The 19171-nt window shown below is 69.4% G+C and carries 14 protein-coding genes, 6 pseudogenes and 1 riboswitch; of the genes and pseudogenes, 11 read left to right on the top strand and 9 right to left on the bottom strand.

All coding sequences use genetic code 11. From position 1 onward, the window contains the following. Positions 1–2: 2 nt before the first annotated feature. The 5 genes and pseudogenes from hpaD (at position 3) to KAE78_RS10830 (ending at position 4166) form a co-directional block, all read left to right on the top strand. On the top strand, positions 3–1139 hold the full coding sequence (gene hpaD / locus KAE78_RS10850; RefSeq protein WP_223170850.1) for a 3,4-dihydroxyphenylacetate 2,3-dioxygenase: 1137 nt from the start codon (positions 3–5) through the stop codon (positions 1137–1139). Positions 1140–1141: 2 nt separating this feature from the next. Next, positions 1142–1923 (top strand): annotated as a pseudogene (locus tag KAE78_RS10845) (2-keto-4-pentenoate hydratase). After that, positions 1908–2707 (top strand): annotated as a pseudogene (locus KAE78_RS10840) (HpcH/HpaI aldolase family protein). The pseudogenes KAE78_RS10845 and KAE78_RS10840 overlap by 16 nt, the downstream one beginning before the upstream one ends. A gap of 194 nt (positions 2708–2901) precedes the next feature. Further along, a complete protein-coding gene (locus tag KAE78_RS10835) occupies positions 2902–3561 on the top strand; it encodes a DUF6882 domain-containing protein (protein ID WP_411156024.1) in 660 nt (219 codons plus the stop codon). Positions 3562–3644: 83 nt separating this feature from the next. After that, positions 3645–4166 (top strand): hypothetical protein, encoded by a 522-nt coding sequence (locus KAE78_RS10830; protein ID WP_223170848.1) that lies wholly within the window; start codon positions 3645–3647, stop codon positions 4164–4166. 10 nt (positions 4167–4176) lie between these two features. Here the strand turns inward: KAE78_RS10830 and KAE78_RS10825 are convergent, their stop codons facing one another. Beyond that, positions 4177–5067 carry a bifunctional methylenetetrahydrofolate dehydrogenase/methenyltetrahydrofolate cyclohydrolase gene (locus KAE78_RS10825; RefSeq protein WP_223170847.1) on the bottom strand — a complete coding sequence of 297 codons (891 nt, stop codon included), beginning with the start codon at positions 5065–5067 and terminating at the stop codon, positions 4177–4179. Then, the gene (gene glyA / locus KAE78_RS10820; protein ID WP_223170846.1) at positions 5064–6338 is read right to left on the bottom strand and encodes a serine hydroxymethyltransferase; all 1275 of its coding nucleotides are present in this window, start codon (positions 6336–6338) and stop codon (positions 5064–5066) included. Before glyA ends, KAE78_RS10825 begins: the two co-directional genes overlap by 4 nt. 69 nt (positions 6339–6407) lie before the next feature. Beyond that, positions 6408–6492: riboswitch (ZMP/ZTP riboswitch) on the bottom strand. Positions 6493–6565: 73 nt separating this feature from the next. On the opposite strand from glyA, the gene KAE78_RS10815 reads away from it, so the two are divergent. From KAE78_RS10815 to KAE78_RS10790, 6 genes and pseudogenes are all read left to right on the top strand, one after another. Continuing rightward, positions 6566–7642 (top strand): family 20 glycosylhydrolase, encoded by a 1077-nt coding sequence (locus KAE78_RS10815; protein WP_223170845.1) that lies wholly within the window; start codon positions 6566–6568, stop codon positions 7640–7642. Beyond that, positions 7639–7989, top strand: a complete 351-nt coding sequence (locus KAE78_RS10810; protein WP_262927641.1) for a family 20 glycosylhydrolase — start codon at positions 7639–7641, stop codon at positions 7987–7989. The genes KAE78_RS10815 and KAE78_RS10810 overlap by 4 nt, the downstream gene beginning before the upstream one ends. Continuing rightward, positions 7986–9130, top strand: a pseudogene (locus KAE78_RS10805) (N-acetylglucosamine-6-phosphate deacetylase). Before KAE78_RS10810 ends, KAE78_RS10805 begins: the two are co-directional and overlap by 4 nt. A gap of 392 nt (positions 9131–9522) precedes the next feature. Next, on the top strand, positions 9523–11538 hold the full coding sequence (locus KAE78_RS10800; protein WP_223170844.1) for a sigma-70 family RNA polymerase sigma factor: 2016 nt from the start codon (positions 9523–9525) through the stop codon (positions 11536–11538). 229 nt (positions 11539–11767) lie between these two features. Beyond that, a complete protein-coding gene (locus KAE78_RS10795) occupies positions 11768–12145 on the top strand; it encodes a YrdB family protein (protein ID WP_223170843.1) in 378 nt (125 codons plus the stop codon). A 4-nt stretch (positions 12146–12149) separates the two neighbouring features. Further along, a complete protein-coding gene (locus tag KAE78_RS10790) occupies positions 12150–12545 on the top strand; it encodes an NUDIX hydrolase (RefSeq protein WP_223170842.1) in 396 nt (131 codons plus the stop codon). Positions 12546–12652: 107 nt separating this feature from the next. Here KAE78_RS10790 and KAE78_RS10785 read toward each other — a convergent pair. From KAE78_RS10785 to KAE78_RS10755, 7 genes and pseudogenes are all read right to left on the bottom strand, one after another. Beyond that, a pseudogene (locus KAE78_RS10785) lies at positions 12653–13430 on the bottom strand (glucosamine-6-phosphate deaminase). Continuing rightward, complete coding sequence (locus KAE78_RS10780; protein ID WP_223170841.1) at positions 13423–14376, bottom strand: ROK family protein; 954 nt, start codon at positions 14374–14376, stop codon at positions 13423–13425. Before KAE78_RS10780 ends, KAE78_RS10785 begins: the two are co-directional and overlap by 8 nt. A 40-nt stretch (positions 14377–14416) precedes the next feature. Then, entirely contained in the window at positions 14417–15370 is a 954-nt protein-coding gene (locus KAE78_RS10775; RefSeq protein WP_223170840.1) for a carbohydrate ABC transporter permease, read from the bottom strand. Then, positions 15370–15915 carry a carbohydrate ABC transporter permease gene (locus KAE78_RS10770; protein ID WP_262927640.1) on the bottom strand — a complete coding sequence of 182 codons (546 nt, stop codon included), beginning with the start codon at positions 15913–15915 and terminating at the stop codon, positions 15370–15372. Before KAE78_RS10770 ends, KAE78_RS10775 begins: the two co-directional genes overlap by 1 nt. Further along, entirely contained in the window at positions 15903–16337 is a 435-nt protein-coding gene (locus KAE78_RS10765; protein WP_223170839.1) for a carbohydrate ABC transporter permease, read from the bottom strand. The genes KAE78_RS10770 and KAE78_RS10765 overlap by 13 nt, the downstream gene beginning before the upstream one ends. Before the next feature lie 120 nt (positions 16338–16457). Further along, positions 16458–17555, bottom strand: a pseudogene (locus KAE78_RS10760) (extracellular solute-binding protein); the annotation flags it as partial. Positions 17556–17834: 279 nt separating this feature from the next. Continuing rightward, positions 17835–19000, bottom strand: a pseudogene (locus KAE78_RS10755) (ROK family protein); the annotation flags it as partial. Positions 19001–19171 lie beyond the last annotated feature (171 nt).

Raw genomic sequence — 19171 nt, 5'->3', positions numbered from 1 at the left:
CCATGACCAACCGAGAAGAGATGACCCGCACCTCCTCCGGCTTCTTCGTGAGCCAGGAGGCGCCCATCCAGACGGACAACCCCGTCCCGACCCCGACCTCGCCGGCACCGGACATCCTCCGCTGCGCCTACATGGAGCTCGTCGTCACCGACCTCGCCGCCTCGCGCGAGTTCTACGTCGACGTGCTCGGGCTGTACGTGACCGAGGAGGACGACGAGGCGATCTACCTGCGCTCGACCGAGGAGTTCATCCACCACAACCTCGTCCTGCGCAAGGGACCGATCGCCGCCGTGGCCGCGTTCTCCTATCGGGTGCGCAGCGCTGAGGACCTCGACAAGGCCGTCGCCTTCTACGAGGAGATCGGATGCGACGTGCGCCGCGATCCGCAGGGCTTCACCACGGGCATCGGCGACTCGGTGCGCGTGGTCGACCCGCTCGGCTTCCCCTACGAGTTCTTCTTCGACACCACGCATGTCGAGCGGCTCTCCTGGCGCTACGACCTGCACACGCCGGGCGAGCTGGTGCGCCTGGATCACTTCAACCAGGTCACCCCCGATGTGCCCCGCGCGGTCAAGCACTACCAGGACCTCGGCTTCCGTGTGACGGAGGACATCCAGGACGAGGCGGGCACGGTCTACGCGGCCTGGATGCGGCGCAAGCCCACCGTGCACGACACCGCCGCCACCGGCGGTGACGGCCCGCGCATGCACCATGTCGCCTTCGCCACTCACGAGAAGCACAACATCCTCGCGATCTGCGACAAGCTCGGCGCGCTGCGTCGCTCGGACGCGATCGAGCGCGGCCCGGGCCGCCACGGCGTCTCCAACGCCTTCTACCTGTACCTGCGCGACCCCGACGGGCACCGCGTCGAGATCTACACGCAGGACTACTACACCGGCGATCCCGACAACCCCGTCGTCACCTGGGACGTGCACGACAACCAGCGTCGCGACTGGTGGGGCAACCCCGTCGTGCCGTCCTGGTACACCGAGGCGTCCCTCGTGCTCGACCTCGACGGCAACCCGCAGCCGGTCGTCGCCCGCACCGACGACAGCGAGATGGCCGTCACGATCGGCGCCGACGGCTTCTCCTACACCCGCCCCGAGGAGGCCGAGTACAAGCTGGGGAACCAGCTGTGACGCTGCCCACCGACGTGATCGCGCAGCTCGCGGAGGAGCTCGCCGAGGCGGATCGCACGAAGGTGCTGATCCCCGCATCACCGCACGCTACCCGGAGGCGACGATCGAGGACTCCTATGCCGTGCAGGGCATATGGCGCGATCAGCAGCTCGCCGCCGGGCGCACGCTCGTCGGTCGCAAGATCGGGCTGACGTCGAAGGCCATGCAGCAGGCGACGGGGATCACCGAGCCGGACTACGGCGTCATGTTCGACGACACCGTCTACGCCACCGGCGCCGAGATCCCCTTCGACGACTTCGCGAACGTGCGCATCGAGGTCGAGCTGGCGTTCGTCCTGAAGCACCCGCTGGAAGGACCCGACTGCACGCTCGAGGACGCCTTGGCCGCGATCGACTACGCCGTGCCCGCCCTCGAGGTGCTCAACTCGCACATCGAGCTGGAGGGGCGCACGATCGTCGACACGATCAGCGACAACGCCGCCTACGGTGCGATGGTGCTCGGCGACGTGCACCTGGACCCGCAGGAGGTCGATCTGCGCTGGGTACCGGGGGTGCTCAGCCGCAACGGCGAGATCGAGGAGACGGGCGTGGCCGCCGGCGTCCTCGGGCACCCCGCGACCGGGGTGGCGTGGCTGGCGAACAAGTTCCATCAGCACGGCGCGCGCCTCGAGGCGGGCGAGATCATCCTGGCGGGATCCTTCACCCGCCCGATGTGGGTGGAGCGCGGTGACGAGGTAGTGTGCGACTACCGCGAGGGAGGAACCATCACATGTCGCTTCGTCTAGCACCGACCTTCCGCGAGCGGCTCGCGGCATCCGATCGCCCTCAGATCGGCATGTGGGCATGCACGGGATCACCCGTGCTCGCCGAGATCTGCGCCGGCTCGGGCCTGGACTGGCTGCTCATCGACGGCGAGCACGGGCCGAACACGATCGAGTCGATCCAGTTGCAGCTCCAGGTCGTGGCCGCCTACCCGATCACCCCGCTCGTGCGCGTTCCGGCCAATGACACCGTCACGATCAAGCAGGTGCTCGACGTGGGCGCGCAGAACATCCTCGTGCCGATGGTGTCGGATGCCGCAGAGGCCCGCGCCGCGGTAGAAGCCGTGCACTACCCGCCGCGCGGGCGTCGTGGCGTCGGCAGCGCCCTGGCCCGCTCGGCGCGCTGGAACCGCGTCGACGACTACCTCGCGCAGGCCGCCGAGCACGTGTCGCTGACGGTGCAGATCGAGACCGCGGGGGCGGTCGTGAAGGCCGAGGAGATCCTCGCGGTCGACGGCGTCGACGCTGTCTTCGTCGGCCCCTCGGATCTCGCCGCCTCCATGGGGCTCCTCGGACAGCAGACCCATCCCGAGGTCGTCACCGCCGTGCACCGCGTCTTCGCCGCCGCGAAGAAGGTGGGAAAGCCCGTGGGGTGAACGCCTTCGACCCCGCCGCCGCGGACGCCTATCTCGCAGAGGGCGCCGACTTCGTCGCGGTGGGCGCCGACGTCGCCCTCCTCGCCCGCTCCTCCGAGGCGCTCGCGTCACGCTTCATCGGCGCCCCCGACGAGAACCGCGCCAGCTACTGAGCCTCCCGCTTCCTGCCGAGTGCACCACGTGTCGACGAAGGACCCACGTCGTCGTGGGGAACAGACAGTGCACTCGCCGACAGATGGTGCACTCGGCGACACGGCTGGCGGATTCATAGCAACCGGCGCAAGACTGGAGCCATGACGCTCGAAGCCCTGTACCCCTCGCCGACCGCGCCGCGCTCTTCGCCGCCCTGCGACGCGAGGCGCTGAACACCGCCACGGCCGCGCTCGGCGAACACCGCTGGGACGTGGATCTCGAGGCCGGCACCGTGACGTTCTCGGCCGTCGCCGACCCGGCGCGGCGACTCGTGGCATCCGCCGAGCTCGTGGCGACGCTCGCCCCGGCATCCGGATCGATCCTCTGGGGCTGGGCGCACCCGCAGGGCAAGGCCGAGGGCCCCGTCGCGAAGCTCCGCACGCACGGCGAGGAGGCCGGCATCGGCCTGTTGTCGCAGGCCGAGGTGCCGTTCCCACCAACGGCGACCCTGCAGCCCGACACCTGGATCGACGACACGGCCTTCGTGATCGGCCTCGCCGCGACCGAGCTCACCGGCGCCGCACCCGCCTTCGTCGCACCGGTCGAGGGCGGCACGCGCGCGGTGTTCCTACTCGACGCCGGCCTGCCGCCGCTGACCGTGGCCGGCGCCTTCGGCGCACTCCCCCACATCCTGTCCACGACCCCGCTGCGCGACGGCCGCACCTCGGCGTGGGGCCTGGCCCGGCTGGCCGGCTGGCAGTTCGAATGGGCGGATGCCGCGTACAGCGGCGCCCGCGTCTCCGACGCCTCCGGGCACGCGACGTTCCACTTCGACGAGAGCGCCCGCATCATCGGCTTCCAGCCCGGAGCCTGAGGCACGTCGTCCCTCCGCCTCGGGCGATTCCGCTGGCGAGGACAAGGCCGCTCTGACATTCTGGGCGCATGAGGAAATGGATCGTGCGCTTCGCCTGCCTGTTCATCTTCAATGCGGGCGTGCTGCTGCTGATCGGCTTCCTGACCCCCGCGAGCGTCGGGTTCTCGGCGCTGTGGGCCGCCGTGGTGATGACGGTGCTCGTACTGTTCGTGAAGCCTCTCGTGCACAAGTGGTTCACCTCGTTGAGCGCGAAGTCCCGCCCCGAGCGCACGAGCGCCGGCGAAGGGCTCGTGCAGCTCCTCGTCGTGCTCGCCGTGGCCTGGGTGGTCTGGGTCCTGACCGTCATCTTCAGCGGCATCCGCGCACCCGGCTGGCTGTGGGCCTATGCCCTCCCGCCGATCATCATCGCGATCGGCTGGGTCGTCTACGCGAAGATCGTCGACCGGTTCGAGGCCAAGGCCGGCGAGATCTACGACAGCATCGACCAGAAGGCGGCGCGCTCGGCATCCGGCTCCTCGGCACCCTCGGCGGCGACCGATGCGGCGCGCGCCGAGGCGAACGACGGGCTCACACCCGAGCAGCGGAAGATGCTCGACGAACTCTAGACCGGATCGCTCAGGAGGCGGATGCCGCGGCCCGCTCGGCCGCCTCGACGACGTTCGTCATGAGCAGCGCGACCGTCATCGGCCCTACCCCGCCGGGGTTCGGCGAGACGTAGCCGGCGACCCCTGCGGCATCCGGATGGACGTCGCCGTACACGCGCGCCTTGCCGGTCTCGGCATCCTGCTCGCGGGTCACGCCGACATCGAGCACGGCGGCGCCGGGCTTGACGTCCTCGGGGCGGACGAGGTGCTTCACGCCCGCGGCGGCCACGATGACATCCGCCTCGCGCAGGTGCCGGGGCATGTCGACGGTGCCGGTGTGGGTGAGGGTCACGGTCGCGTTGTACTCGCGCCTGGTCAGCAGCAGCCCGATCGAGCGGCCGATCGTGACGCCGCGGCCGACGACGACGACATGCTTGCCGTTCAGGTCATAGCCATTGCGCACGAGCAGCTCTATCACTCCGCGCGGCGTGCACGGCAGCGGGGTCGTGATGGGCTCGTTGACGTTGAGGACGAGCCGGCCGAGGTTGGTCGGATGCAGCCCGTCGGCGTCCTTGGCCGGATCGATCCGCTCCAGGATCACATCGGTGTCGATGTGCTTCGGCAGCGGCAGCTGGACGATGTAGCCGTGGCAGTCAGGATCGGCATTGAGCTCGTCGATCAGCGCCTCGACGTCTTCCTGCGTAGCATCGGCGGGCAGCTCCTTCTGGATCGAGTTCATCCCGATCGCCAGCGACTGCTTGTGCTTCATCCCCACGTACAGCTGGGATGCCGGATCGGCCCCGACGAGCACCGTGGCGATGCCCGGAGTGATCCCCTGCTCCTTCAGCGCGGCGACGCGCTCGGTCAGCTCGGCGCGGATGGCCGCCGAAGCCGCCCTGCCGTCGAGGACCTTCGCGGTCACTGGGTCAGACCCGGGTAGAGCGGGAAGGCCTCGGCGAGCGCGTCGACTCGGGCGCGGAGCGCGTCGACGTCGGCGCCGGGCTGCAGCGCGAGCGCGATGATGTCGGCGACCTCTGTGAACTCGGCGTCGCCGAAGCCGCGGGTCGCCAGCGCCGGGGTGCCGATGCGCAGACCACTGGTCACCATCGGGGGACGCGGGTCGTTGGGGACGGCGTTGCGGTTGACGGTGATGTGGATCTCGTGCAGGAGGTCCTCGGCCTGCTTGCCGTCGATCGCGGCGTCGCGCAGATCCACGAGCACGAGGTGCACGTCGGTGCCTCCGGAGCGGACGGCGATGCCGGCATCCGCCACGTCCTGCTGCGTGAGGCGCTCGGCGAGGATCGCCGCACCGCGGACCGTGCGCTCCTGGCGCTCCTTGAACTCGGGCGTCGCGGCGAGCTTGAACGCCGTCGCCTTCGCGGCGATCACATGCATGAGCGGGCCGCCCTGCTGGCCCGGGAAGACGGCCGAGTTCAGCTTCTTGGCGATCTCGGCGTCGTTGGTGAGGATGAAGCCCGAGCGCGGGCCGCCGATCGTCTTGTGCACGGTGGAGGAGACCACGTGCGCGTGCGGCACGGGATTCGGGTGGATGCCCGCGGCGACGAGCCCGGCGAAGTGCGCCATGTCGACCCACAGGAGCGCCCCGACCTCGTCGGCGATCGCGCGGAACGCGGCGAAGTCGAGCTGACGGGGGTAGGCCGACCAGCCGGCGATGATGACCTTGGGCTTGTGCTCCTGGGCCAGGCGCCGCACCTCGTCCATGTCGATGAGGCTGGTCTCGGGGTCGACGCCATAGGCGACGATGTCGTAGAGGCGGCCGGAGAAGTTGATCTTCATGCCGTGGGTGAGGTGCCCGCCCTGGTCGAGCGAGAGGCCGAGCAGCGTGTCACCGGGACGGGCGATCGCGTGCAGCACCGCGGCGTTGGCCGTCGCGCCCGAGTGCGGCTGGACGTTCGCGAACGCGGAGCCGAACAGGCTCTTGGCGCGCTCGATCGCCAGCGACTCGGCGACGTCGACCTCTTCGCAGCCGCCGTAGTAGCGGCGGCCCGGGTAGCCCTCGGCGTACTTGTTGGTGAGCACCGAGCCCTGCGACTGCAGCACCGAGACGGGCACGAAGTTCTCGGAGGCGATCATCTCGAGGAATCCGCGCTGGCGGTTCAGCTCGCGCTCGAGGACCTCGGCGATCTCCGGGTCGACCTCCGACAGCGGGGCGTTGAAGTACGGGTCGGTCATGGCGTTCTCCACTCGATAGCAACAGAATTCGGTCATTGAGCACGTCCGCGAAGTGAACGTGTCGAAATGCGCATCGGCCCAGGCGCGCGGTCGAATTCCGTTGTGGGTCGCTCCCCGGTGGTGATCCACCCAGACGCCAGTCGCGACGTCTCGAGCATACCGGATCGGCATCCCCTCCGCGGGAGCCGGCTGTTCCCTCCCGCACCCGCATCCGATAGGTTTTGTTCATGGTCTTACCTAACACCCTGCCCCTCGTCCCCTACCCCGCTTCGGTCGCACTCGGCGAAGGTCTGCCGTTCCGCCTCGCCGCCGACGACGCGAACGTGGTGACCCGCATCGACGCGGGCGCGAAGGCCGAGTCGTACACGATCAGCGTGAGCGCCGCATCCGCCGTCCTCACCGCCGGCGACGAGGCCGGCCTCTTCTACGCGCGCCAGACCTTCGCCCAGCTCGTGGGCGAAGACGCCGAGGGGCGGTTCGTCCCGGCCGTGGAGATCGCGGATGCGCCGCGCTTCCCCCACCGCGGGGTCATGCTCGACATCGCGCGCCACTTCCACGGCACGGACGTCATCAAGGGGTTCATCGACCGCGCCTCCTCACTGAAGTTCAACCGCCTGCATCTGCACCTCAGCGATGACCAGGGCTGGCGCATCCAGATCGACAGCTGGCCGCTGCTGACCGAACGCGCCTCGGGCACTTCGTCGCTCGGCGACCCGGGCGGCTTCCTCACGAAGGACGACTACCGGGAGATCGTCGCCTACGCCGCCGAGCGCCACATGCTGGTGATCCCCGAGATCGACCTGCCGGGGCACACCCACGCCGTGGGCGTCGCCTACCCGGACCTCGTCGAGGAACCGGTCCTCAACGACCACCTCGTCACGCAGGCCGCCGAGCTCGGTCAGGACCTGCCGGTGCACGGCGAGCCGTTCCTCGGCTGGGGCGTCGGGCACTCCTCGGTGAAGATCCGCGAGGAGCGCACCTACGACTTCCTGCGCGGCGTGCTCGAAGAGATCGCCGAGCTCACGCCCGGACCCTACCTGCACATCGGCGGCGACGAGGCGCTGGGCACACCGGCCGACGACTTCGACTACTTCATCGGGCGCATCACCGCCCTCGTCCAGGAGCGGGGCAAGACGCCGATCGCGTGGCACGAGGCCGGGGCGGGCACCATCGCCCCCGGCACGATCGGCCAGTTCTGGGGCAGCACGACCCCCGACCCCGCGCACGCGGCGGCGACGGTGAACTTCGCCGCCCGCGGCGGATCCGTGATCCTGTCCCCTCCGACGCCGCCTACCTCGACATGAAGCCGACGCCCGACTTCCCGGTGGGGCTGGTCTGGGCGGGAATCGTCCCGGTCCGACAGTCCTACGAATGGGAGCCGAGCGGTCTCGTCCCCGGCCTCGCCGACGAGGCGATCCTCGGCGTCGAGGCGCCGCTGTGGTCGGAGACGGTGCGTGCGGCATCCGACATCGATCAGCTCATCTTCCCGCGGGCGGCGGCCCAGGCCGAGATAGCCTGGTCGCAACCCGCCGGTACGCCCGAGCGCTCCTGGGAGTCGTTCGCAGAGCGCGTGGGCAGGCTCGCACCGCTGTGGAAGGCCGCCGGATGGGGGTGGCACGCCGCACCCGAGATCCCCTGGAGCACATCATGACGGATGCCGGTTCCCGGCTGATCCACTCCGCCCGCCTCGTCTCGGGGGGTGCCGTCACCGACGACGCCTGGGTGCGCAGCGAGGGCGGTCGCGTGATCGCGGTGGGCACGGGGCCGACGTGGACCGAGGCGGATGCCGTGATCGACGCCGCCGCGGAGGCCGGCCCCGGTGCGGTGCTGACCCCGGGCTTCATCGACATCCACAGCCACGGCGGCGCGGGGCCTCGTTCGACGACGGCGTCGAGGCGATCCGCGCGGCCCGCGCATTGCACCGAGCACACGGCACGACCCGCTCGGTGGTCTCGCTCGTGACAGCGCCGCTGGAGGATCTGGAGCGCCGCGTCGCTCTGGTCGCGGAGCTCACCCGCACGGACACCGACATCCTCGGCTCGCATCTCGAGGGCCCGTTCCTGGACCTGGCCCATCACGGTGCGCACGAGCCCTCTCTTCTGCGGCATCCGGACCCTGCCGCGGTCGAGCGGCTGCTGGAGGCCGGCGAGGGCACGGTGCGGCAGGTGACGCTCGCCCCGGAGCTGCCGGGCGGCCTCGACGCGATCCGGCGCATCGTGGCGGCCGGCGCCGCCGCCGCCGTCGGGCACACGAACGCCGACGGGACGATGGCCGCGGCCGCCTTCGACGCGGGCGCGACGATCCTCACGCACGCCTTCAACGCGATGCGGGGCATCCACCATCGCGACCCCGGCCCCGTGCTGGCCGCGGCCGCCGACCACAGGGTCTTCCTCGAGGGCGTCGCCGACGGTGTGCACCTGCACCCGCAGGTGATCCGGCTGCTGTTCGACACCGCACCCGGGCGGGTCGTGCTGGTGACGGACGCGATGGCCGCCGCGGGGTCGGGCGATGGCGACTACGACCTCGGTGCCGTCGCCGTGACCGTCACCGACGGCGTCGCCCGCACCCGAGCGACCGGGTCGATCGCCGGCTCGACGCTCACCCAGGATCAGGCGCTGCGCATCAGCGTTGCCGCGGGTGCTGCGTTGCCGGACGCCGTGCTCGCGCTCACGGCGACGCCTGCGCAGGCGATCGGATGCGGCGAGGAGTTCGGACGGCTGGCGCCGGGATTCGCGGCGGACGCCGTGCTGCTGGACGCGGAGCTGACCGTGCAGCACGTGTGGGCCGACTGAATCGGGCCTGTCGACCCACACACGCTGTCTCTTCCGGTCATCGGTGATGACTCCCCAAAAAGAGGGCGGCCCTGGAACTCCTCCCCGAGGCACCAGCACCGCCCGAGCCACGACCCTCGCCCCCCGGTGAGGATCACGGCCTGTCTCTACAAGAAGAGACGGGCGTGATGCGGATTCATTACGCGGCTTTCGAGATTTTTTCTGAGACTCTGCTGACGGGTTTTCCACACCCAGTGATTTCCTGGGAGTTTCGGGGAGAATGGTCGGATGGCGTCATAAATCCGCCGTCATCGCATCTCTCAGATGACAGCGTTCGTACGCCCACCGACCGATTGACGACATTGACAGACCAGATCCCTGAAGTTCCCACCGCGGCCTCTGACGCCGAACTCGTGCTCCGCACGCGCTCGGGCGACGCAGGGGCCTTCGGTGAACTCTGGTCACGGCACTACCGGTCCGGCCTGACCGTCGCCCGGTCGATGACCTCGCGCATCGACCCCGACGATCTCGTGCAGGAGGCCTACGCGCGCATCTTCCAGGCGATCCAGAAGGGCGGCGGCCCCAACGGCTCTTTCCGCGCCTATCTGTTCACGAGCATCCGGAACACCGCCGCAGGCTGGGGTCGCGCGAACCGCGAGTCCCCCATCGACGAGCTCGATGTGCTGCCCGATCCCGACACGACCGAGCAGGCCGCCGATGACGCCCTTGATCGCAGCCTGACGGCGCAGGCGTTCCGGAGCCTCCCCTCGCGCTGGCAGGAGGTGCTCTGGTACACCGAGATCGAGCAGATGAAGCCCGCCGCCGTCGCCCCGCTGCTCGGCATGAGCGCCGGCGCGGTCTCGCAGCTCGCGTTCCGCGCGCGCGAAGGCCTGCGCGAGGCGTGGATCCAGGCTCATCTGCGCAGCGCGCCCGCGGGCTCGGACTGCCAGTGGACGATCGAGTCGCTCGGCGCCTACGCCCGCGGCAATCTCAGCACCCGTGACCACAAGCGACTCGAACAGCACCTCGAAGAGTGCGCCCGCTGCATGATCGTGGCCGCCGAGGCCAAAGACGTCTCGCACCGTCTCGCCCTCGTGCTGCTGCCGCTGGTGCTCGGCGTCACCGGCGCAAGCGCCTACCTCGCCGCGCTCCAGGGCGGGGGCACGCCGATCGTCGCCCTCGCGGCCATGCCTCCCGGCGTGGTCGATGGCGCGGCCGTGACAGCCGGCAGCACCGCTGGCGGCGGGTCGTTCGGCGGCACGGGCGGAAGCGGGGCAGGCGGCAGCGGAGCGGCGGGCGGCGGAGCCGGCGCCGCAGGAGGCGCAGGCGCAGTGGGCGCGGGCATCGGAGCCGGTGCCGCAGCCGGCGGTGTGCTCAGCGGCGCGGGGATCCTCGTCGGATCAGCCGCGGCCGCAGTCGCGATCGCGGGCGTCGTCGTCGCCGCGGCCATCGTCCCCGGACTCATGAACGGTTCCGCCACGAGCGCTCTCGCACAGGGCGACGACACGTCCTCGTCGTCGTCCATCACCGCAGAGATCGGGCCCGAAGACGACCTCGAGGCCGTTCCCGTGCCGCTCGACGAAGAGGACGAGCAGGAGCTGCTCCCCGACGAGGAGTTCAGATCGGCAGACCCGGATGCCGCGCCCGAGCAGGATGCCCCGGGGGCCCCGCCGGCGCAGGACCCTCCGTTCAGCGCCGCACCCGAACAGCCGAGCACTCCGGCTCCGGGCGGTACGACACCGCAGGAGCCGAGCGAGCCCGAGCAGCCGGGTTCCGGTACACCAGGTGAGCCTGGAGAACCCGGTGAGGAACCGGGCGAGCCTGGCGATGGCGAGCCTGAACCTGGAGATGGCGAAGGTCAGCCGGGCGACGGTGACGAAGGCGGCGAGCCCGGCGACGGTGGAGACGGCGAGCCCGGCGACGGTGGAGACGGCGAGCCCGGCGACGGTGGAGACGGCGAGCCCGGCGACGGTGGAGACGGCGAGCCCGGCGACGGTGGAGACGGCGAGCCCGGCGACGGTGGAGACGGCGAGCCCGGCGACGGTGGAGACGGCGAGCCCGGCGACGGTGGAGACGGCGAGCCCGGCGACGAAGAGGGTGAAGAGCCCGGTCCCGGTGACGGTTCGGAGGAGCCGGGTCCGATCGTCCCGACCGACCCGATCTCTCTGGGAACCGCGACGACGACGTACGGTTCCGACGGCATCACTCGCGTCAGCGTCCCGCTGAGCGGCACACCGGGAGCGACAGTGAACGCTTGGATCGGCTCCGGAGGCGGGGTGGGACCGTCACGCTCGACGGAAACGGAAACGGTACCGTCGAGTTGCGGCCGACAGGCCTCCAGATCCTCAGCAACACCTCTGCCACATTCCAGTATGCCGACGGAGAATCCGGACTCACTCGTACCGCACGAGTGCTCACTCTCATCCTGAACGGCTTCGACCTGCGTTAGTGCTCGTTTCGACCAATTCCGGTCGTTGAGCGAGCGCAGCGAGTCGAAACGTGGTGACACGACCCCTCAGCTTTCCACCCGCAGACTGTTCGGGCTCAGGGATCGTCACTGCGTTTCGTCTCGTCGCTGTGCTCCTCGCTCAACGACCGGGTGAGAGCGCTCGGTGTAGCCGTGATCATGCGTCGATCACCGACTCGTAGACTGGACTCATGTCCACCGCCGACCAGACCCCTGCTGCGCAGCACGCCGTCCGTCCCTCGATCTCGCCGATCGACATCGTCCGCGCCGTCGTCCTCGTGGCGGCACTGGCCTCGCTCGTTCTCTGGGGGTTCAGCGAGTGGACGCTCCCCTGGTCCGTCATCCTCGGTGTCGGCACACCGATCGTCGCCCTTCTGCTGTGGGCGCTGTTTCTCTCCCCGCGTCCGGTGCTGCGTGTGCACCCCTTCATCCGCGCGATCGTGGAGCTGCTGATCTATGCCGCCGTGACGATGTGCTGGTGGGCGATGGGGCAGGCGTGGATCGGCATCGCCTTCGCCGTGGTCGCCGTCAGCGCCGGTGTCATCGCCGGGCGCCGAGCCTTCGCGTGAGCCGATGACTGACATCCACGTCAGCGCGGCGGTGATCACCGACGGCGACGGACGCGCTCTGGTCGTACGCAAGCAGGGCACGACCAGGTTCATGCAACCCGGCGGCAAGCCCGAGGCGGGCGAATCCGCGGCCGAGACGCTCGCGCGCGAGCTGGAGGAGGAGCTCGGGCTTCGAGTCTCCCCCGCCGAGCTGGTGCCGCTGGGAACCTTCGTGTCGGATGCCGCGAACGAGCCCGGACACCGGGTCGTCGCATCCGCCTTCTCGCTCGTCGTGGCCCCCGCCGACGTCGTCGCCCAGGCCGAGCTGGCAGAGCTCCGCTGGATCACCCCCGCCGATGTCCAGAGCGTCCCACTGGCACCGCTGAGCGTGGAGCACCTGCTGCCGCTGGCGTGGGGCTGAGCGCACGCCGCTCAGCCAACGGTCGCTGAGCCTGTCGAAGCGCCTGTTACCGGGACCTCGGCCCTTCGGCCAGCTCAGGGGCCGATCGCCTCCACCGGCGCGAGCGCTCAGATGCCCTGCCAGTCGGGCTTGTTCGCGTAGGTGTAACGGTAGTAGTCGGCCAGCTGCAGCTCGGATGCCGCGGCCTCGTCGACGACCACGGTCACGTGCTCGTGCAGCTGGATCGCCGATCCGGGGTTCATCGCCGACACCGGTCCTTCAACGGCGCCGGCCACCGCCCGCGCCTTGCCGGCCCGAAGGCGAGCAGCACGAGGTGGCGCGCGTCGAGGATGGTCGCCAGGCCCTGAGTGATGCAGTGCATGGGCACCTGGTCGATCGAATCGAAGAAGCGCGCGTTGTCGGCGCGCGTCTGCTCGGTGAGGGTCTTCACGCGCGTGCGGGAGCCGAACGACGACCCCTGCTCGTTGAATCCGATGTGGCCGTCGGTGCCGATGCCGAGGATCTGCAGATCGACGCCGCCCGCTGCGGCGATGGCCGCCTCGTAGTCGGCGCCCGCGTGCTCGATGCCGTCGAGGCTGCCGTCGGGCACGCGGATGCGTTCGGGGTCCAGGCCGAGCGGCTCGACGACCTCTCGCCGGATGACGGAACGGTAGCTCTCGGGTGGGCGGGGTCGATGCCGACGTACTCGTCGAGCGCGAAGCCGCGCACCTGTGACACGTCGCGGCCGGCGAGGCGATCCCGCAGCGCCTCGTAGACGGGAAGCGGTGTGGAACCGGTCGCAAGCCCGAGGACCGCATCGGGGCGGAACTCGATCAGACGGACGATCTCGTCGGCGACCAGGGCCCCTGCGGCCTCCGAATCGGGAACGATGATGACTTCAGCCACGCAGCGCAGCCCTTTCCTCAGTGTCGTGTCCTCCCGTGGCACTCGTGCGACGGTCGGCGCCGATGAGCGCTGCGCCGAGTGCGGCAGCCGGAGACCCGGCGGGGAGCATCTCGATCCTCTCACACAGCCGCAGCGACGTGAGGAACGCCGAGCCCTCCCCCTCGCGCCGCAGCGACTCGACGATCTCCCGCTCGAGCCTCTCGCCCAGGGCGGTGAGTCCACCACCGAGGACGACGACCTCGACGTCCGCGGTGAGCACGAGCACCCTTACCGCGGCCGCGGCCGCTCGGGCCAGACCGTCACGGAGCTCCCGCGCCTGCGCATCGCCCGCATCCGCAGCATCGAAGATGTCACGGATGGGGAAGGCGCCGGGGCGCCCCCAGGCGCGCGCGACGGGACCCCCGCCGCACAGCGCCTCGATGCAGCCGCGCTGACCGCAGCCGCACAGCCGCCCGTTCGGGTCGACCGAGATGTGCCCGACCTCGCCGGCGGTGCCGTGGGCGCCGTGCCACAGATCACCGCCGAGGATGATGCCTGCGGCCACCCCCGTGCCGAGGTTGAGGTAGGCCATCGAACCGGCCTCGCCGCGCAGCGACGCGGCGCCGATGGTCGCGGCCTTCACATCGTTGGCGACACGGACCCGGGCGGCCAGCTCTCCCACGAGCCGCCCCGGGATGTCGAGCGACTCGACACCCAGGTTCACGGCGTGCAGCACCTGGCCCGTGTCGGGCTCGACGACGCCGGGGATGCCGATCCCGACCGTCTCGATGTCGGATGCCGCGAAGCCCACCGTCTCGGCCAGCTCGGCGACCGCCGCGAGAATGCTCTGGATCACGGCATCCGATCCCCAGCCGGTGGGGCGACGCACGCGGCCGATGATCTCGCCCCGCGGGCTCAGCGCGACGGCCTCGGTCTTCGTGCCGCCGACATCAAGGCCGACTCTCAACGTTCTACTCCTGCACGTACGCGGGCGGAAACCCGGACCATCAACCCTTGACCGCGCCGGAGACGAGACCACCGGTCATGCGCCCCTGGACGATGAGGAAGAAGATGACCACGGGGATGGAGATCATCACGGACCCGGCCATGACCGCACCCCAGTTGACCTGTCCGCCCACCGACGAGGTCGTGAACGACATCAGCCAGGGCATCAGGGTGAGGTTCTTGCCGCTCATCAGCAGCAGGGCCATCGTGAACTCGTTCCAGGCCTGGATGAAGGCGAAGATGCCGGTGGAGACCAGACCCGGCGCCAACAGCGGGAAGGTGACCTTCCAGAACGCCTGCGTGCGGGTGCAGCCGTCGATCATGGCCGCCTCCTCGAGGTCCGCGGGCACGCCGGTGACGAAACCGCGCAGCATCCAGACCGTGAAGGGCACCACGGATGCCGTGTACACGATCCCCAGACCCAGCATGGTGTTCATGAGCTGCCAGTCGTCGATCATGCCGTAGAGGGTGAACATCATCGCCTCGCCCGGGATCATCTGGATGATGATGATCGACAGGATGAAGGTGTAGCGCCCCTTGAACCGGAAACGGGCGATCGCGATCGAGGCGGCGAAGGCGATGAGGATCGTCACGAACAGCACGCTGAGCGTGACGGTCGTGGTCGTCAGCAGCGAGTTCTGGAAGTCGCTCTGCCCGGGGCGCGCTTCGCGCGTCCACGCCGTGACGTAGTTGTTGAGGGTGAAGTCCGTCGGGAAGAACGACTTGTCACGCGTGACGATGTCGCGGTTGGGTGTGAAGGAGAGGTTCACCATCCAGTACACGGGGAACGCCGAGCAGAAGAAGACGACGAGGGCGATGACCTTGAACAGGAAGCCGGAGAGGCCCCGCTTCTTCGCGCGCGTGCTCTTGCGGCGTGCGCCCTCGACCATCCCTGCTTCCTCGCGGACGACGTCGGTGGTGGCGGGCTGGATGCCCACGGTCGGCTGAGTGCTCATCACAGCTCCTCGTGCTTCAGGGTCTGACGGACGTTGCCGATGGAGAGGATGACCAGGACGACGACCATCACCATTCCGATGGCGGCGGTCATGCCGATCTCGCCGACGCCCTGACGGAAGAGGTAGACGGGGAGGACGTTCGTCTGACTGGTGATGCCTCCGCGCTCCTGCAGCGCGTAGACCTGCGTGAAGATCCTGAGGTTCCAGATGACCTCCAGCACCAGCACGCCGGTGACGATGTTGCGCATGTACGGGAAGGTGATCTGCCAGAAGCGCTTCCAGCCGTTCGCGCCGTCGAGGGAGGCGGCCTCGAGCACCTCGCCGGGGACCTGTCCGAGACCGGCGTAGAAGGCGAAGGCGGCGAAGGGAACGCCCTGCCAGACGATGATGATCGTCAGCACCATGAAGAAGGACCACGGGTTGAAGAGCCAGGAGTGGTTGAGCCACTTCGCATCATCGGTGATGTTGTACAGCAGCCAGTTGACGAGGCCGTACTCGGGGTCGAAGATCCATCCCCACACCACCGTGGCCGTCAGCGGCGGCATCGCCCAGGCCAGGAGGAGGCCGATCGAGACGAGGAGGCGCCACCCTTGCTGATGCGGTGCATGAAGGCGGCCACCAGCATGCCGAGGATCATGATGAGCGCCGTGAGCACGACCATGAGCGCGAGGCTGCGCAGCAGCACGGCCGGGAAGTCGGAGTAGCTGAACAGCTCGACGTAGTTGTCGAACCAGATCCAGTTCCACGGTTCCTCGCGAACCTTGTTCCGGATCGTGTAGTCGGTGAACGAGTGGATCACCATGAGGATGGCGGGGTAACCCACCATGACGCCCAGGACGACGACGGCGGGTGCCAGCAGGCCCCATCCGCCCACGGTCTCGCGGATCGTGCGACGTCGGGCGCGCTCGGCGGCGGTATGTGAGCGCGCGGCGCGGTCGGGGACCGCATCCGTCAGCGTGTCGCTCATCGCCTCTCCTTTTCTGTCTGTGGCCGGCAAGAGGCTGCCGGGGAATGGATGAGGGTCCCGGCCCTTGACCGGGACCCTCATCACTGTATGCAGTGTCGCTGCGGACGGATCCGCTGCGGCTTACTTGTTGAGAACGCCCTCGATCTGAGCGTCCAGCTCCTCGGCGATCTGCTTGATGTCACCGCCGTTGGCGATCTTGACGAAGGCGTCCTGCAGGAAGCGCGACGACTCGACCTCGGCCCAGTTCGGGCTGGTGGGGGTGAACTTCGAGTTGGCCAGGCCCTCGGCCTGCGCCTTGGCGACCGCGGTGTCCGGCAGCGCGGATGCCGCAGAGATCAGACCCGGCGTCAGACCGTTCTCGGCGAGGAGCTTCTGGTAGCCCTCGGAGAGGATGATCTTCAGGGCCTCCTTGGCCTTCTCGGGGCTCTGGCTCTTGTAGGCGACGGCGATGTTCGAGCCACCGGCGAAGATCGGAGCGGTCGTGCCGGCGGTCGCACCCGGGAGGGCGAAGGCCGCCAGGTCGGAGGCGTAGGTCTCGGGGCAGCCCTCGGAGACCTCCTGGCCCTCTGCGGCGTCACCCCACGGCCATGCACCGGTCAGGTTGCCCTCGGCCCAAGCGGGGCTGGAGAGGAAGCCGACATTGCCCTCGCAGAAGGCGATGTTGCCGACGCGCTCGTCGCCGTCCACCGGCGCGTTCGAGGCGTTCTGGTAGACGTCCTGCAGCAGGGCGAGACCCTTCTGGCTCTCGGGGCTGGAGAACTGCGCGTCCCAGACGCCGCCGTCGAGGACGGCGATCTCGCCGCCGAAGGCCCAGATGTAGGGAAGGGCGTTGTACCAGTCCTGACCCGGGGCGTAGATGCCCGAGAGCGTGTCCGTCGTGATCTCCTTGGCCTGAGCCACGTACTCCTCGAGCGTCGTCGGCAGCGTGTCGCCGACGATCTGCGGAGTGTAGAAGATGACGCGTCCGCCGGCGTAGTAGGGCGCCGCGTACAGTGCGTCCTCGTAAGTGCCGGCTTCGACGAGTCCGCCGAGCAGGTCGTCGCCGCCCAGCTCCTCCTTGATGTCGGTGATGTCCAGGAACAGGCCCGCGTCGGCGAAGCCGAGCGCCTGGGTGTTGCCGACCTCGACGACGTCGGGAGCGTTGTTCGAGGCGAGCTCGGCGGTGTAGGTCTCCGAGACGTCGGCCCAGGTCTTCTCCTCGATCGTGAGGGTCCAGCCCTCGTTCTCGGCCTCGAAGGTGCTCTTCAGGTACTGGCGCGCAGTGTCGGGCGTGTCACCGCCGACAAGCCACACGGTGATGTTGCCGGTCTCGGCGGCACCGCCGGGCTCGGTGGGCGCCTCGCCGCCCCTGTGCAGCCGGCGAGAGCGATCGCCGACGCGCTGAGGAGCGCGAGGGCTGACAGCTTCTTCTTCATAGTGTTCCCTTGTCTCTCTGTGGGTGTTCCAGTGGTGGGTTTCTTGGTGCTGGGGACGAGCGGGACCGGGCCCGTTACGACACCCGAGTTGTCCGGAGAGGACCATGACGGCTGCGCCGCGCAGGACGATCTCGTCTGCGCTTTGCGTCGCCATTCGCACCCGCACCCGATCATGGAACTCGGCGAGCGTGCGGGAACGAAGCGTGTCGGAGGCCGCCTTGGCGAGCGCGCCTCCGAGAAGATCAGCGGGACCCGACAGCAGGAGCTCCGCGACGTCCAGCGCGCCGATGACGGGCGCGATGGCGATCGCGAGGCGCTCACCTGCGTCGGAGAGGATGCCCTCACGGGCGCCCTCGGATGCCGCGGCCAGACGCGCCGTGAGCGAGGGCACCGACAGCCACGCCTCCAGGCATCCGTCCTTGCCGCAGACGCACGTCGGGCCGCCGTCGGTGCCGACGGTCACGTGCCCGATCTCGCCTGCGGCGAAGTGCGCGCCGCGCATGGGCTGACCGCTGGCGAGGAGACCGGAACCGACACCGCGGCCGACCTTGATCAGCAGGACGTCTCCGCCGGCGCCGCCGAAGGTGTACTCGGCGAGGACGGCGGCGTTCGCGTCATTGGCGACGAGCACGGGGAGATCGAGTTCGCTCTCCAGCGCTCCCTTGAGGTCGAAGCCGACCCAGCCGAGGTTCGGGGCGGTGAGGATCACGCCGCGGTCGTCGACCACACCGGGAGTGCCCACGCCGATGCCGAGCACCGGGGCATGCGAATCGGCGACGACCTCCCGGGCGAGGGCGATGACCGTGGCGAGGACGGCGGCGGCATCGGTCGGCACCGGGACCTCGCGACGCGCGACGATGTCGCCGTCGAGGGTGAGCACGGCACCCACGAAGACATCGCTGGAGGAGAGATCCAGACCGACGATGCGGTGGTTCTCCTTGTCGAGGTCGACGAGGATCGCGGGCTTGCCGGGACCGGAGATCTCGCGCATGCCGCGTTCGACGATGAGGCCCCGCCGATGAGCTCGGCGACCAGGTCGGAGATGGTCACCCTCGTCAGGCCCGTCTCGCGTGCGAGATCGGCCCGGCTCATGGCGCCCTGATGGAAGAGGGTCTGCAGCACGAGCGAACGATTGTGCGCGCGGGCATGCTCGGGCAGGACCTTGCGGTTCTGGCGCAGCGCACGGCCGGGGCCGAAGCCGGTGACGGCGCTCGAGGTGACCTGGTGGCCTGCTTCGGTGGAAACCATGTTTGTTAGTAAACGTTACGAACTAAAATTGCGCAACCCCCGAATCGCAGATCCGCGCACATTTATCGAACCGTTATCGCCTCAGCGCGCAATACCCCGGTGAACAGGCGACCACGGCGCATCCCACGCACGCGCCCGCCGGTTCTTCGCTTACGATGAGAGGACACGGCA

Origin of the sequence: Microbacterium sp. NIBRBAC000506063, assembly GCF_017968845.1 — a bacterium.
Taxonomy (GTDB): Bacteria; Actinomycetota; Actinomycetes; order Actinomycetales; family Microbacteriaceae; genus Microbacterium.
This window is presented reverse-complemented; position numbering and strand designations above follow the sequence as displayed.

Bases quoted from the DNA above. Each gene is read 5' to 3' on its own strand.
- hpaD (WP_223170850.1), top strand. From the start codon at position 3: ATGACCAACCGAGAAGAGATGACCCGCACCTCCTCCGGCTTCTTCGTG.
- glyA (WP_223170846.1), bottom strand. From the start codon at position 6,338: ATGACCGACCCGTACTTCAACGCCCCGCTGTCGGAGGTCGACCCGGAG.
- KAE78_RS10815 (WP_223170845.1), top strand. From the start codon at position 6,566: ATGGTCTTACCTAACACCCTGCCCCTCGTCCCCTACCCCGCTTCGGTC.
- KAE78_RS10810 (WP_262927641.1), top strand. From the start codon at position 7,639: ATGAAGCCGACGCCCGACTTCCCGGTGGGGCTGGTCTGGGCGGGAATC.
- KAE78_RS10795 (WP_223170843.1), top strand. From the start codon at position 11,768: ATGTCCACCGCCGACCAGACCCCTGCTGCGCAGCACGCCGTCCGTCCC.
- KAE78_RS10790 (WP_223170842.1), top strand. From the start codon at position 12,150: ATGACTGACATCCACGTCAGCGCGGCGGTGATCACCGACGGCGACGGA.
- KAE78_RS10775 (WP_223170840.1), bottom strand. From the start codon at position 15,370: ATGAGCACTCAGCCGACCGTGGGCATCCAGCCCGCCACCACCGACGTC.
- KAE78_RS10770 (WP_262927640.1), bottom strand. From the start codon at position 15,915: ATGCCGCCGCTGACGGCCACGGTGGTGTGGGGATGGATCTTCGACCCC.
- KAE78_RS10765 (WP_223170839.1), bottom strand. From the start codon at position 16,337: ATGAGCGACACGCTGACGGATGCGGTCCCCGACCGCGCCGCGCGCTCA.